General features: G+C 74.6%; 10 protein-coding genes. 9 read left to right on the top strand and 1 reads right to left on the bottom strand.

The window, feature by feature from the left end:
- Positions 1-279: 279 nt before the first annotated feature.
- From AB0O09_RS06060 to AB0O09_RS06040, 5 genes are all read left to right on the top strand, one after another.
- The gene (locus AB0O09_RS06060; RefSeq protein ID WP_014136228.1) at positions 280-891 is read left to right on the top strand and encodes a response regulator transcription factor; all 612 of its coding nucleotides are present in this window, start codon (positions 280-282) and stop codon (positions 889-891) included.
- Between the two features lie 249 nt (positions 892-1,140).
- The gene (gene shbA, locus AB0O09_RS06055) at positions 1,141-1,833 is read left to right on the top strand and encodes an RNA polymerase sigma factor ShbA (RefSeq protein ID WP_363540430.1); all 693 of its coding nucleotides are present in this window, start codon (positions 1,141-1,143) and stop codon (positions 1,831-1,833) included.
- A 280-nt stretch (positions 1,834-2,113) separates the two neighbouring features.
- Positions 2,114-3,616, top strand: a complete 1,503-nt coding sequence (gene guaB / locus AB0O09_RS06050) for an IMP dehydrogenase (protein ID WP_363540429.1) — start codon at positions 2,114-2,116, stop codon at positions 3,614-3,616.
- Positions 3,617-3,784: 168 nt separating this feature from the next.
- Positions 3,785-4,909: a GuaB3 family IMP dehydrogenase-related protein gene (locus tag AB0O09_RS06045; protein ID WP_363540428.1), complete on the top strand. Its 1,125-nt coding sequence runs from the start codon at positions 3,785-3,787 to the stop codon at positions 4,907-4,909.
- 377 nt (positions 4,910-5,286) lie between these two features.
- Positions 5,287-7,245, top strand: coding sequence for a protein kinase (locus tag AB0O09_RS06040; protein WP_363540427.1), 1,959 nt, complete (start codon positions 5,287-5,289; stop codon positions 7,243-7,245).
- Positions 7,246-7,278: 33 nt separating this feature from the next.
- Here AB0O09_RS06040 and AB0O09_RS06035 read toward each other — a convergent pair whose 3' ends face one another.
- Positions 7,279-7,809, bottom strand: a complete 531-nt coding sequence (locus AB0O09_RS06035; RefSeq protein WP_363540426.1) for an SHOCT domain-containing protein — start codon at positions 7,807-7,809, stop codon at positions 7,279-7,281.
- Between the two features lie 56 nt (positions 7,810-7,865).
- On the opposite strand from AB0O09_RS06035, the gene AB0O09_RS06030 reads away from it, so the two are divergent.
- The 4 genes from AB0O09_RS06030 to AB0O09_RS06015 all read left to right on the top strand — a co-directional run bounded on the left by AB0O09_RS06030 (position 7,866) and on the right by AB0O09_RS06015 (position 14,399).
- Positions 7,866-8,948 (top strand): hypothetical protein, encoded by a 1,083-nt coding sequence (locus AB0O09_RS06030; RefSeq protein ID WP_363540425.1) that lies wholly within the window; start codon positions 7,866-7,868, stop codon positions 8,946-8,948.
- 143 nt (positions 8,949-9,091) lie between these two features.
- Positions 9,092-10,837, top strand: coding sequence for a serine/threonine-protein kinase (locus tag AB0O09_RS06025; protein WP_363540424.1), 1,746 nt, complete (start codon positions 9,092-9,094; stop codon positions 10,835-10,837).
- Positions 10,838-10,924: 87 nt separating this feature from the next.
- Positions 10,925-12,559 carry a succinic semialdehyde dehydrogenase gene (locus AB0O09_RS06020; protein WP_363540423.1) on the top strand — a complete coding sequence of 545 codons (1,635 nt, stop codon included), beginning with the start codon at positions 10,925-10,927 and terminating at the stop codon, positions 12,557-12,559.
- Between the two features lie 55 nt (positions 12,560-12,614).
- Complete coding sequence (locus tag AB0O09_RS06015; RefSeq protein ID WP_363540422.1) at positions 12,615-14,399, top strand: GMC family oxidoreductase; 1,785 nt, start codon at positions 12,615-12,617, stop codon at positions 14,397-14,399.
- Positions 14,400-15,072 lie beyond the last annotated feature (673 nt).

Here is a 15,072-nt window from a genome sequence, read left to right as displayed (position 1 = left end):
ACCGCGCGTCCGCTGCACGAATCTGCGGCGCGTGCACCGCGAGGCGCATGATCCGTGATGGGTCGGCCACGTACAGTGGTGGTGATGGCCCCGAAGGCCGTAACTCATTCGAGTGACGGTCGTTGGATGTACGGAGGCGGTTAGCAAGCGCTGGACGTCGGGAACGATCGCGGTGGCATCGGCGATCAGAACGGGGTCCGTCGCCAGTCGGCCGTGTCGGAGAGGTTTCGTACCAGCCAGGAGGCTCAACGTGACGCGGATCAGCTGCGGAGGACGGTCATGACATCCGTACTCGTCTGCGACGATTCCCCGCTCGCCCGGGAGGCGCTTCGCCGAGCGGTCGCGACCGTGCCCGGCGTCGACCGGGTGACCACTGCGACGAACGGTGAGGAGGTCCTCCGCCGCTGGGTGGCCGACCGCTCCGATCTCGTTCTGATGGACGTCCGGATGCCCGGCCTCGGCGGGGTGGAGACGGTCAGGCGGCTGCTGTCCGCCGACCCGGGCGCCCGCATCATCATGCTCACCGTCGCCGAGGACCTGGACGGCGTGGCGCTCGCGGTCGCCGCCGGCGCCCGCGGCTACCTGCACAAGGACGCCTCGCGCGCCGAACTGCGGGCCACCGTCACCCAGGCGCTCGCGGACCCGACGTGGCGGCTCGCGCCGCGCCGGCTGCGCAGCCCCGACATGGGGGCGGCGCCGACGCTGACGGCCCGTGAGATCCAGGTGCTGGAGGGCATGAGCCACGGCCGGAGCAACGCGGAGATCGGGCGCGAGCTGTTCCTCTCCGAGGACACGGTCAAGACGCACGCCCGGCGCCTGTTCAAGAAGCTCGGCGCGTCGGACCGCGCGCACGCCGTGGCGCTCGGCTTCCGCTGGGGCCTGGTCCGCTGACGGGGCGGCCGCGCCGCGGCTCCCCGGGCCCGGACGTGTGACGTCGTGGTCCCGAGGCTGCACCATGGAGGAGTGGAGCACCTCGGGAACCAGCGGACGGGTACTGCGGAGACGAGTGCAGCCGCAGCAGGAACGACGGGCACAGGGGCGGGAGGCGGTGCGGTGGGTACGGCGATCACGCATAACGTTCCGATGCACAACTCCGGACGCGGTGCCGCGTTCGCCGGAACGACCAGGCACCATGGACCGATGCGTGACGACGAGGCCGCAGCCCCCGGCGAGGCCCGGCCCGACCCGGCTCCGCCCGGCGGTCCGGGCGATGCGTCGTACGCGGACACCGGCGCACCGCGCCGACCCGTGCTCGGCGGCGGGGCGTCGCCCCAGCTGAACGAGGTCGTGGCGGCCGCCGTCGCCGGCGAGGGCCCGGCCGTGGACGCCCTGCTCGCCTACGTCCACCCGCTGGCGCTGCGCTACTGCCGGGGCCGGCTCGTCCGGCTGCCCGGCGGCGCCCGGCACCACGTGGACGACGTGGTGCAGGAGGTCTGCGTGGCGGTGCTCTGCGCACTGCCGCGCTACCGCGACGAGGGCCGGCCGTTCGAGGCCTTCGTGTACGGCATCGCCGCGCACAAGATCGCCGACCTGCAGCGGGCCGCGATGCGCGGCCCCGGTTCCACCGTGATCCCGCCCGACGACCTGCCGGAGACCCCGGACGAGTCGCTCGGCCCGGAGGAGCGCGCCCTGCTCAGCAGCGACGCCGCCTGGATCAAGGAACTGCTCTCCAACCTGCCGGCCCGCCAGCGCGAACTCGTGCTGCTGAGGGTGGCCGCCGGACTGTCCGCGGAGGAGACCGGCGAGGTGCTCGGGATGTCCCCGGGCGCCGTCCGGGTCGCCCAGCACCGCGCGCTCAGCCGACTTCGCGCGCTCGCGGAAGAGTCCTCCTGACTTCTGCGTTGTCAAGGAGAGCGCCAACCGACACTCCGGACACCAGTACCATGAGGTATCGGCGCCTGGGCAGGTCGCCAAAGTTTCGTGGGTGCGACCGGGGTTCCCTTGGAGGAACCTCCAAGCATTGCGGCGTCTTGGCGGTCCGCCCGTGCCGGTGCGCGCGGGTGCGGCGACGGTCCTGACCCAGGCCGACGCCCCGCCCTCCTGAGACCAATGCTCCGGACACCCTCAGCCGGAAGCGATCAGATCAACGGCCGCCACGGAAGGTCCCCACACAATGTCTTACAACGCCGCAGGCGTACCCGAGAAGTTCGCGATGCTCGGACTCACGTACGACGACGTCCTGCTGCTGCCCGGGGCCTCCGAGGTGCTGCCGAACCAGGTCGACACCTCCTCGCGGGTCTCCCGCAACGTCCGGGTGAACATCCCGCTGCTCTCGGCGGCGATGGACAAGGTCACCGAGTCCCGGATGGCCATCGCCATGGCCCGCCAGGGCGGCGTCGGCGTGCTGCACCGCAACCTGTCGATCGAGGACCAGGTCGGCCAGGTCGACCTCGTCAAGCGCTCCGAGTCCGGCATGGTCGCCGACCCGATCACCGTCGGCCCGGAGGCCACCCTCGCCGAGGCCGACGCCCTCTGCGCGCGGTTCCGGATCAGCGGCGTGCCGGTGGCCGACCCCGAGGGCCGCCTGCTGGGCATCGTCACCAACCGCGACATGGCCTTCGAGTCGGACCGCACCCGCCAGGTCCGCGAGATCATGACCCCGATGCCGCTGATCACCGGCAAGGTCGGCATCTCCGGCGAGGACGCCATGGCGCTGCTCCGCCGCCACAAGATCGAGAAGCTGCCCCTGGTCGACGAGGACGGCCGGATCAAGGGCCTCATCACGGTCAAGGACTTCGTCAAGGCCGAGCAGTACCCGAACGCCGCCAAGGACTCCGAGGGCCGCCTGCTGGTCGGCGCCGCCGTCGGCGCCTCCGCCGAGGCCTTCGACCGCGCCCAGGCCCTGGTCGGCGCCGGCGTCGACTTCCTGGTCGTCGACACCTCGCACGGCCACAGCCACAACGCCCTCGCCTGGATCGCCAAGATCAAGGCCGCGGTCAAGGTCGACGTCATCGGCGGCAACGTCGCCACCCGCGACGGCGCCCAGGCGCTGATCGACGCCGGTGTCGACGGCGTCAAGGTCGGCGTCGGCCCCGGCTCCATCTGCACCACCCGCGTGGTCGCCGGCATCGGCGTGCCGCAGATCACCGCCATCTACGAGGCCGCCCTCGCCTGCCGCGCGGCCGGCGTGCCGGTGATCGGCGACGGCGGCCTGCAGTACTCCGGCGACATCGGCAAGGCGCTCGCCGCCGGCGCCGACACCGTGATGCTCGGCTCGCTGCTGGCCGGCTGCGAGGAGTCGCCCGGCGAGCTGCAGTTCATCAACGGCAAGCAGTACAAGTCCTACCGCGGCATGGGCTCGCTCGGCGCGATGCAGTCCCGCGGCCAGGGCCGCTCCTACTCCAAGGACCGCTACTTCCAGGCCGAGGTCGCCTCGGACGACAAGCTCGTGCCCGAGGGCATCGAGGGCCAGGTGCCCTACCGCGGCCCGCTGTCCGCGGTGCTGCACCAGCTGGTCGGCGGCCTGCGGCAGACCATGGGCTACGTCGGCGCGGCCACCGTCGCCGAGATGGAGAGCAAGGGCCGGTTCGTCCGGATCACCGCGGCCGGCCTCAAGGAGAGCCACCCGCACGACATCCAGATGACCGTCGAGGCGCCGAACTACAGCAGCCGCTGAGCGACCGGCACGGCCGCACCCCCAGGGGCGCGCGGGGAGGTCTCCCCGCGCGCCCCTCGCGCATGCCCGTGTCGCGGACGGTGGGGCGGCCGCCGGGACCGGTGCGGGATACTGGGGGGCGGCCGGGGTGACCCGGCCGGCAGATGCACAGCAGCAGAAGGGCTCGAAGTGACTGAGATCGAGATCGGGCGAGGCAAGCGCGGCCGCCGGGCGTACGCCTTCGACGACATCGCCGTCGTCCCCAGCCGCCGTACGCGGGACCCGAAGGAGGTCTCGATCGCCTGGCAGATCGACGCCTACCGCTTCGAGCTGCCCTTCCTGGCGGCCCCGATGGACAGCGTGGTCTCGCCGCAGCAGGCCATCGCCATCGGCAAGCTCGGCGGCCTCGGCGTGCTCAACCTCGAAGGCCTCTGGACCCGTTACGAGGACCCGCAGCCGCTGCTGGAGGAGATCGCCGGCATCTCCGACGAGGCCGACGCCACCCGCCGCCTGCAGGAGATCTACGCCGAGCCGATCAAGGCCGAGCTGATCGGGCAGCGGATCAAGGAGGTCCGCGACTCCGGCGTGGTCACCGCCGCCGCCCTCTCGCCGCAGCGCACCGCCGAGTTCTCCAAGGCCGTCGTCGACGCCGGCGTGGACGTGTTCGTGATCCGCGGCACGACCGTCTCCGCCGAGCACGTCTCCTCGGCCGCCGAGCCGCTCAACCTCAAGCAGTTCATCTACGAGCTCGACGTGCCGGTCATCGTCGGCGGCTGCGCCACCTACACCGCGGCGCTGCACCTGATGCGCACCGGCGCGGCCGGCGTGCTGGTCGGCTTCGGCGGCGGCGCCGCCCACACCACCCGCAACGTGCTGGGCATCCAGGTGCCCATGGCCACCGCGGTCGCCGACGTGGCGGCGGCCCGCCGCGACTACATGGACGAGTCCGGCGGCCGCTACGTGCACGTCATCGCGGACGGCGGCGTCGGCTACAGCGGCGACATCGCCAAGGCCGTCGCCTGCGGCGCGGACGCGGTGATGATCGGCGCGGCGCTGGCCCGTGCCACCGACGCGCCCGGCAAGGGCCACCACTGGGGCATGGAGGCCGTGCACGACGACGTCCCGCGCGGCAAGAAGGTCGACCTGGGCACCGTGGGCACCACCGCGGAGATCCTCACCGGCCCGTCGCACACCCCGGACGGCACCATGAACCTCTTCGGCGCGCTGCGCCGGGCCATGGCCACCACCGGCTACTCGGAGCTCAAGGAGTTCCAGCGGGTCGAGGTCACCGTCAACCCGGCGCTGCACGGCTGATCCGCCGCTGCTGCTGCCCCCGGAGCCCCCGGCCGTCCCGGCCGGGGGCTCCGGCGTGCCGGCCGGCGGCCGCCGGAGCGTGGTGACGGTGTGTCAGCACGGTATCCCGCGTGGAGTGATCGTGCACCGGAGTGGGAGAATTCGTGAACGCGTGCGAGCCGTTGGGACGATCGATCCGCGTGCGCCAGTGCTTTTTCGGCCACGAACGGGACGCGGGCCGGCCGCGGACCGTCCGAAGGGCGTGGGGCCGATTGGTCCCGGGCCGAAGCGACAGGGGATGATGGGCACTTGGCGTTCTGAGCCCCGGGTGCGCCGCCCGCTGCGGCCGGACGCGCCGTCATGACCACACGGCCAGCAACACATGGGGGAGCGCACCGATGACGCAGCCGCAGGAGCCCACCGGCCGTCTGCTCGCCGGCCGGTACCGCTTGAACGACGTCCTCGGCCGTGGCGGGATGGGCACGGTCTGGCGGGCCGAGGACGAGATGCTCGGCCGGATCGTCGCGGTCAAGGAACTGCGGATGACCGACGCCGTCGACGAGGACGAGAAGCACCGCCTGATCGTCCGGACCCTGCGCGAGGCCAAGGCCACCGCGCGGATCCGGCACACCGCCGCCGTCACCGTCTTCGACGTGGTCGAGGAGGACGAGCGGCCCTGGATCGTCATGGAGCTGGTCGAGTCCCGCTCCCTCGCCGACGTCATCAAGGACGACGGCCCGCTGGAGCCCGCCCGCGCCGCCGCGATCGCCCTCGACGTGCTGGGCGTGCTCTGCGCCGCCCACGAGCACGGCATCCTGCACCGCGACGTCAAGCCGTCCAACGTGCTGATCGGCGACGACGGCCGGGTGGTGCTCACCGACTTCGGCATCGCGAGCGTCGAGGGCGACACTTCCGTCACCTCCACCGGCATGCTGGTCGGCGCCCCCTCGTACATCTCGCCGGAGCGGGCCAAGGGCAGGAAGCCCGGCCCGCCGGCCGACATGTGGTCGCTCGGCGGCACGCTCTACTCCATGGTCGAGGGCAAGCCCCCGTACGACCGCGGATCGGCGCTCGCCACGCTCACCGCCGTGATGACCGAGGACCTCGCCCCGCCGCTCAACGCCGGCCCGCTGCGGCCGGTCATCGAGGGGCTGCTGGAGAAGGACCCGGACCGGCGCCTGGACGCCTCGGCGACCCGCGCCCAGCTGCGGCGGATCGTCGCCGAGTCCACCGCCCGGGCCGAGGCCACCACCCAGCAGGCCGTCCCGCTGGCCGGTGCCGAGCGCACCACGGCGGCGCCGGCGGCCGCTGCCGCGGCTGCCGCGGCCGGCACCGCGAAGCCGTCCGGGAAGCCCACCGCCGAGCCCACCGCCCCGCCGGCCTCCGCACCCGCCGGTGCGGCCGCGGCGGGTGGCGCCGACCGGTCCGCGCCGCCGCAGCGCGGCGGGGTCGGCACCGTCCGGGTCGGCAGCCGTTCGGCCGAGGCGATACCCGCCGGGGCCGGCACCGCAGCGGCGACGGCCGCGGCCGCGTCCGCGCTGCCGCCGGCGCCGCCCACCGAGGCCCTCCCGGTCGTGCCCCGCGAGCGGCGCAACCCGCGCACCGCGCTGCTGGCCGGCGGAGCGCTGCTGCTGGTGCTCGTTCTGGTCGGCGCGATCGCGCTGCTGCAGGACGGCGGCGGCGAGTCCGGCAAGAACGCCGGCAAGCACACCGGGAAGTCCCTCGACTCCGCGGCCTCCGCCGCCGCGCCCGCCCTCGGCGGCAAGGGCTCGCCCGCCGCCGGCACGCCGTCCGCCGCCGCGTCGGCGTCCCCGGGCACGCCGTCCGCCGCCCCGAGCACCCAGCCCTCGAACACCCCCGCCCCGGGGAACCCGGTCCCCGGCGCCCCGGAGCCCGGCGGCAAGGACGGCGCCGTCCCGGCCGGCTACCGGACCGTCCACGACGCCTCCGGCTTCTCGATCGTGCTGCCCGACTGGATGGCCGACAAGGGCCAGGACTACGACGAGACCAGCCGACAGTTCCAGGGCAACGGGCTCAAGCTGATGGTCGACTGGAAGGTCGGCGCGGGCGACAGCGCCCTCGCCGACTGGCAGGAGAGCGAGCGCGACCAGACCTTCCGCAACTACCGGCGCATCCAGCTGAAGGCCGTCACCTACCGGGACTGGACCAACGCCGCCGACTGGGAGTGGACCTTCGGCAGCGGCACCCCCTACCACTCGCTCAACCGCGGCTTCGTCACCGGCGGCGGCAAGTACGGCTACGCCCTCTACTGGACGAGCACCGACGCGGACTGGAACTCGGCGGCGAACTCGGCGGCCCGCAGCATCGGCTTCGCCACCTTCCAGCCCGCGCCCTGACGCACCCCGCCCTGACGCGCCACGCCCGGGCGTTCAGCCGATCAGCCGCCGCTTGGCCCGGGCGAACTCCTCGTCGGTCAGGGCGCCCGCGCCGTGCAGCGCCGCCAGCCGCTCCAGCTGGTCCAGCAGGTCCGCCGGGGGCGGCGCCGCGGCGGGCGCGGCCGCCCCGGCCTCCCGCCGGCGGGCCTCCACCGCCACGGCACGGATCCGCTCGGCGAACGGCTCCGCCTTCACCACGTCCTCGAAGCGGTGCGCCCCGGTCAGCGCGACCACCTTCAGGACCTCGCCGTTGATCCGGGTCCGGACGACCGTCACGTCCGTCACCGCGCCCAGCGCAACCGGCAGCGGCGGCTTGCCGTCCTTGAGGAAGAGCAGCCGATGGCTGGTCAGCACCAGCGCGCCCCTGCGGAAGTGGTCCGGGTGCCGTCCGGCGGTCGCCGCCACCGGCTCCTCGCCGGGCACCGCGACGGCCTCCACGGTGCGCACGGCGGCGTTCCTGGCCTCCCGGCCGTTGCCGCCGCCGAGCACGTCGAAGGCCACATCGATCAGATCCGTCCAGTCCATACCGCGAGCCTACGGCCGCGGCGACGTACCCTGGCCGGGGCGAGAGGAAGTCGGACATGCGAGCGGCCCCCGGTCAGCTGGTGGCCGGACGGTACCGGGTGACGGACCGTCCGACGGGAGCCGGCCTGCCCGCGCAGGACGTGCACACGGGCGCGCCGGTCCTGCTGCACGCCCTCGACCTGCCCGAACTGCTCGTCGCCGGCGAACCGGGCGACCTGTACGAGGAACCCGACCACCACCGCGGCGACCGGCTCGCCGGACCCGTCGCCGCGCTGGCCGACCGCGCGCCGCGCCACCCGCGGCTGCTCGTCGAGACCGGCGCGGCCGCCGAGGGCGACCTGCTGTGGGTAGCCGCCGAGCGCGTCGCCGGCGCACCGCTCGACGAACTCGCCGACACCGGCCCGGTGCCGCCGTACCGGGTGGCCGAACTGGCCGCCGACCTCGCCGGGGCGCTGCGCGCCCTGCACGGCGCCGGACTGGTCCACGGCAACGTCACCGCCGGGGCGGTGCTGGTCTGCGAGGACGGTGCCGCGCTGCTCGGCGGACTGCTCCTCGGCGCCGCCCAGGAGGCGGTCTGCGCCCAGCTCGCCGGGTCGGTGCCGCGCCGCCGCTACGAGGCCCGCGCCGACCTGCTCGGCCCGCTGGCCGAACGCTGGCCCGCCGACGCCGGCCCGCCCGGCGACTGCTGGGCCCTCGGCGTCCTGCTCTACCGGCTGCTCACCGGCCACGGCCCCTACCCCGAGGACGACCTGCCGACGCTGCTCGCCGCCGTCCGCGACGGCCGGCGCTACCCCGCCGACGGCTGCGGTCCGCTGCGCGGCCTCGTCGAGGAACTGCTCGACCTCGGCCCGGCCGCGCGCCCCACCGCCGAGGACGTCCAGCGCAGGGTGCGCGCCCTGCTCGCCGGCGCGCCCGAGCCGTTCGGCCCCGGCGAGGAGGAGGCGCCGCTGCTGCCGGTGGTGCGGCCGGCCGGCCCGGTGGTGCCGCACCCGCGCGGGCGGCGGCACGGCGGCGGACACCTGCCGGTGCCCCGCGGTCCCTCCCGGGTGCCTCCCGCGCTGCTCGGCCCGCTGCTGGTCGGCGGGGTGCTGCTGGCGCTGGTCGCGGCCCTCGCCGCGGTCGTCCTGGCGGCGGGCTGACCGTGCCGGGCGCGCAGCGGTGCATTTCGGGCCCCGGCGCAACCCGGCCCGGTGTGGTTGAGAAGATGTCCGTGCGGTGAGTCTGCGGTGCACCGATACCTCCGTCACGGTGACGGTGGACTGAGGATGGGGGAACGGTCGCCATGGGCGTGCAGGACCGGTCGTCGGAAGGCATGGACACCGGCCGGGTACTGGCCGGACGGTACGTCCTGGGGGACCGGCTCGGCCGAGGCGGCATGGGCACGGTCTGGCGGGCCCGCGACGAGATGCTCGACCGCGAGGTCGCGGTCAAGGAGCTGACCGTCAACCACCTCCCCGAGGAGGAGCTGGAGATCCTGCAGTCCCGCATGAAGCGGGAGGCCAGGGCCGCCGCCAGGATCAAGCACCCCGGCGTCATCACCATCCACGACGTGCTGGAGGACGACGGCCGCCCCTGGATCGTGATGGAGCTGGTCGACGGCCGGTCGCTGGCCGACGTGATCAGCCAGGACGGCACCCTCGCGCCGCGCGAGGCCGCCGAGGTCGGCCTGCAGGTGCTGGCCGCCCTGCACCGCGGCCACCAGCTCGGCGTGCTGCACCGCGACGTCAAGCCCGCCAACGTGCTGCTGGAGAAGGGCACCGGCCGCGTCGTCCTGCTCGACTTCGGCATCGCCACCTTCGAGGGCTCCACCGAACTCACCCGCCCCGGCGACCTGGTCGGCTCGCCGGACTACCTCGCGCCCGAGCGGGCCCAGGGCGAACGCCCCGGCCCGGCCTCCGACCTGTGGGGCCTCGGGGCCACGCTGTACGCCGCGGTGGAGGGCGAGTCGCCGTTCCGCCGCACCTCCCCGCTCACCACGCTGGCCGCGGTGGTCGGCGACCCGCTGCCGGAGCCCCGCCGGGCCGGCGCGCTCGGCCCGGTGCTGGCCGCGCTGATGGCCAAGGACGCGGCCGAGCGGCCCACCGCCGACGAGGCCGCCCGGATGCTGCGCGAGGTCACCGCCGGGCACACCCTCGGCATGAAGGCCCGGCCGGCCGCCTCGGCGCACCGGGTGCCGACCCAGCACGTGCCGGTGGTCGACCGCACCGACAAGCCCGCGCGCACCGCCGAGCACCCGCCGACCGCGCCCACCCTGCCCGTCCCCGAGCCCGCGCCGCACGGCCCGCTGCCGCAGGCCCCGGCCCCGCACGCTCCGGCCCCGACCGCGCACCGGCCGGCCGCGTCCGCCGCCGAGCCGCTGCCCGCCGCGCCGGCCGCGCCCGCCCGCCCGCGACGGCTGCGCCCGCTGCTGCTGGCCGGTCTGGCCCTGCTGCTGGCCGCCGCGGCCGTCACCGCGTACGTGCTGCAGACGCACTCCGACCCCGGGGGCGGCGAGGAGCCGGACCCCGTCGCCAGCGGCACGGCGCCGATCACCGTGCCGACCACCCGCCCGTCCGACACCCCCGGCCCCGCACCCAGCGGCTACAGCTGGAAGCAGGACCCGGCCGGCTTCCGCTTCCCGATGCCGGCCGCCACCGGCGGCAAGGCGTGGGTGCGCACCACCGACAACAACGAGATCTACTACAGCCCCGACAACAAGGTGCACTACCTGCAGTTCGCCGTGACGGTCGGTCAGCCGCTCACTCCGCTCCAGCACTTCGAGCAGATGGAGGAGAGCATCACCAAGAACCGTCCGGCCTACCGCCGGGAGAGCCTCGCCGGGATCAAGGTGAACGGCCAGGAGGCGGCGGTCTGGGAGTTCAGCTACCAGTCGCTGGACGGCACCGGCCGGCGCCACCTCAAGGAGGTGGAGTTCCGCACCGAGGACGGCACCTCCTACGACGTGCTGGTGGCCTCCCCCGAGAAGGACTGGCAGGACGCGCTGCGCCGCTTCACCGTCGTGCTGAACAACTTCTCCGTGGAGGGCTGACCGTCACCGGGAGCGTCCGCCCGGTCACGGAAATTGGGTGTTACCGGCGGGTACACATCCGGGCCGCGAACGCCTAGGCTGCGCTGCATGACGGACACCACGGCAGACGCACAGGCCCCGGCCACCGACGAGGCCGGACGCAACCCCGCGGCCCCGGGCGGCGCCCGCACGGTCGCCTCGGCCGTCACGCCCGCCCTGGTCGAACGGCTCGCCCGCGGCATCACCGCAGGCGAGGGCGCCGAACCGGTGGTCACCGCGGCCCCGCTCACCGGCGAGCCGCTGGCGAGCCTGCCGCAGTCCACCCCGGCCGACGTCGAGGAGGCCTACCGCCGGGCCCGCCGCGCCCAGCAGGCCTGGGCCGCGCTGCCCGTCCGCCGCCGCGCCGCCGTCCTGCTGCGCTTCCACGACCTGCTGCTGGCCCGGCAGGACGAGGTGCTCGACCTGATCCAGGCCGAGACCGGCAAGACCCGCCTGCACGCCTTCGAGGAGGTGCTGGCCGCCGCCTCCGCCGCCCGGCACTACGGCCGCAAGGCCGCCTCCTACCTGCGCGACCGCCGCCGCGGCGGCGCCCTGCCGGTGCTCACCCACACCCTGGAGGGCCGTCGCCCCAAGGGCGTGATCGGCCAGATCTCGCCCTGGAACTACCCGCTGGAGCTGTCCGTCAGCGACGCGTTGCCCGCCTTCGCGGCCGGCAACGCCGTGGTCAACAAGCCGGACACGCAGACCGCGCTCACCGCGCTGTGGGCCCGGGAGCTGCTCGTCGAGGCCGGCCTGCCCGCCGACGCCTGGCAGATCGTGGTCGGCGACGGCCCGGTGGTCGGCCCGGCCGTGGTCGAGCACGCCGACTACGTCTCCTTCACCGGCTCCACCCGCACCGGACGGCAGGTCGCCCAGCAGGCCGCCGGCCGGCTGGTCGGTGCCTCCCTCGAACTCGGCGGCAAGAACGCCCTGCTCGTCCTCGCCGACGCCGACCTCGACCGGGCCGCCGAGGGCGCCGTGCGGGCCTGCTTCTCCTCGGCCGGCCAGCTGTGCATCTCCATCGAGCGGCTGCTGGTGCACCGCTCGGTCGCCGACGAGTTCCTCGCCCGCTTCACCGCCCGGACGAAGGCGCTGCGCCTCGGCGGCGGCCTCGCCTACGGCGCCGACATGGGCTCGCTGGTCTCCGACCGGCAGCTGGAGACCGTCACCCGGCACGTCGACGAGGCCGTCAAGGCCGGCGCCACCGTGCTGGCCGGCGGCCGCCCCCGCCCCGACCTCGGCCCGCTCTTCTACGAGCCCACCGTCCTCGACGGCGTCACCCCCGGCATGGCGGTCTGCACCGAGGAGACCTTCGGCCCGGTCGTCTCCGTCTACCGCTTCGACAGCGAGGACGAGGCCGTCGAGATCGCCAACTCGACCCCCTACGGCCTGAACTCCAGCGTGTGGACGAAGGACTCCCGCCGCGGCCGCGCCGTCGCCGCCCGGCTGCACACCGGCACCGTCAACGTCAACGAGGCGTACGCCGCCGCCTACGGCTCGGTCGCCTCCCCGATGGGCGGCATGGGCGACTCCGGCCTGGGCCGGCGGCACGGCGCCGAGGGCATCCTGCGCTTCACCGAGGCGCAGACCGTCGCCACCCAGCGGCTGCTGCCGATCGGCCCCTCGCACGGGCTGGACGACGAGCGCTTCGCGGCGCTGCTGACCACCGGACTCCGGGCGATGAAGGCCCTCGGCTTCCGGTAGGCCCGCACCCGGTCGCCCCCGCGGCCACCCCCACCCTCGAAGGAGCAGCGGCACCATGGCGGACAACGGCGGATTCGACTACGACGTGGTGGTGATCGGCTCGGGCTTCGGCGGCTCGGTCTCCGCCCTGCGCCTCACCGAGAAGGGCTACCGGGTCGCCGTCCTGGAGGCCGGCCGCCGCTGGTCGGCCGACAGCCTGCCGAAGAACTCCTGGGACCTGCGCAACTACCTGTGGGCGCCCGCCCTCGGCCTGTACGGCATCCAGCGCATCCACCTGCTGAGCAACGTGCTGGTGCTGGCCGGCGCGGGCGTCGGCGGCGGCTCGCTCAACTACGCCAACACCCTGTACGTGCCGCCGAAGGCCTTCTTCGAGGACCGCCAGTGGGGCGGCATCACCGACTGGCAGGAGGAGCTCGCCCCGTACTACGACCAGGCGCAGCGGATGCTCGGCGTGCGGCTCAACCCGACGGTGACCGCCGCCGACACCCACCTGAAGGCCACCGCCGAGCGGATGGGCGTCGGCGACACCTTCCACCTGGCCCCGGTCGGCGTGTTCTTCGGCGACGGCAAGGACGCCGACGGCACGGCGAAGGGCGCGCCCGGCAGCGAGGTCCCCGACCCGTACTTCGGCGGCGCGGGCCCGGCCCGCCGCGCCTGCACCGAGTGCGGCGAGTGCATGACCGGCTGCCGGCACGGCGCCAAGAACATGCTCGTCGAGAACTACCTCTACCTGGCCGAGCAGGCCGGCGCCGAGGTGCGGCCGCTGACCACCGTGGTCGGCCTCGCCGAGGAGGCGGACGGCGGCTACGCCGTCACCACGGTGCCCACCGACCGGCGCCGCAAGGGCCCGCGCACGGTGCTGAAGGCCCGCCAGGTGGTCGTCGCGGCCGGCACCTACGGCACCCAGACGCTGCTGCACACCATGCGGGACGAGGGCGCCCTGCCGAGGATCTCCGCCAAGCTGGGCTTCCTCACCCGCACCAACTCGGAGTCGCTGGTCGGCGCGCTCACCGACAACCGCCGCTACCGGCGCAAGACCGGTGCGCCCCGGGCGGACTTCAGCCGCGGTGTGGCGATCACGTCCTCGATCCACCCGAACGACAACACCCACATCGAGCCGGTCCGGTACGGCAAGGGCTCGAACGCGATGGGCCTGATGACCATCCTGCAGTTCCCGCACCGCCGCTCCAACCTGCTCTCGTACCTGGCCACCACGGTGCGCCACCCGGTGCTGTCGGCCCGGAACGTCTCCAAGTACCGCTGGTCGGAGCGGACGATCATCGGCCTGGTCATGCAGTCGCTGGACAACTCGCTGACCACCTTCCGCAAGCCGAAGGGGATCGGCCGGGGCCTGCTCACCGCGCGGCAGGGCCACGGCGCGCCCAACCCGGAGCACATCCCCGAGGGCGAGGAGGCCGCGCGGATCCTCGCCGACGAGATCAACGGCTTCGCCGGCACCAACGTGGGCGAGCTGATGCGGATGCCGATGACGGCGCACTTCCTCGGCGGCTGCCCGATCGGCGAGGACGCCGAGCACGGCGTCATCGACCCGTACCACCGGCTGTACGGGCACCCGGGCATCCACGTGGTGGACGGCGCCGCCGTCTCCGCCAACCTGGGCGTCAACCCGTCGCTGACGATCACCGCGCAGGCCGAGCGGGCGATGTCGCTGTGGCCGAACAAGGGCGAGGCGGACCCGCGGCCCGCGCAGGGCGAGGGCTACCGGCGGATCGCCGCGGTCGAGCCGAAGCAGCCGGCGGTGCCCGCGGGGGCCTTCGGCGCCCTGCGGCTGCCGCTGCTGCCCGTGCCGGTGGTGCCCGCCCGCGAGCCGCAGGACTGAGCCCGCCGACGGCGGGTGCGCGCCGGGGGCGGGTGTGCCGGCGGCGGACAGGGCAAAGGGCCCCGCGGGGGAACGGGGCCCTTTGTCGTTCAGCACGCGGCGTCAGGGCAGCGCCGGGTGCTGGGGTGACGGCACCGGGGGAAGTGCGCCGTCGTTCGGAATGGTTCGGGGCGGCGGGTCGCCCGTGGGTGTCCGGGCCCCGTCGCGTGCACGGGCCGGGTCGGCCCTCACGGAGCGTGAGGTGATAACCGTTGTCGCCACCGGCCCGCGGACACTCCGCGCCGCCGGTCCGCGCCGCCCCCACCGGGCGGTCGGCCAACCCCCACAACCAGCATCGTGATGGACGGCAGCCGTCCTGTGCAACCGATTCGGCGCAGTTCGGCACAGTCCGTTTCCCGGTGGTGATCCCTCCGTTCACGGCTCTGCGGGGACGGTGCGACTCCGGTCGGCCGGGGGAACGGCCGCCGGTGTCGACTACTCAGCGTAGTAGTTGCAAGCAGGGGCGCGCGGGGGAGTGCGCGGGGCGGCCGAAGGGTGGGACGGGGGCGGCCGAGGAGTGGAACGGGCCCGTGGGCGCGGGTGCCCGGGTGTGCGGTACGGCCGGGGGGCGGGGGGGGCGGCGCCCCCCCCCCCCCCCCCACCCGGCCGCCCGGCGCGGCCCGGGGCGCGGTGC

This window comes from Kitasatospora sp. NPDC093679 (assembly GCF_040683455.1).
Lineage (GTDB): Bacteria > Actinomycetota > Actinomycetes > Streptomycetales > Streptomycetaceae > Kitasatospora > Kitasatospora arboriphila.
The sequence above is the reverse complement of the archived record's forward strand: the minus strand, read 5'-3'. Positions and strand labels throughout refer to the sequence as shown.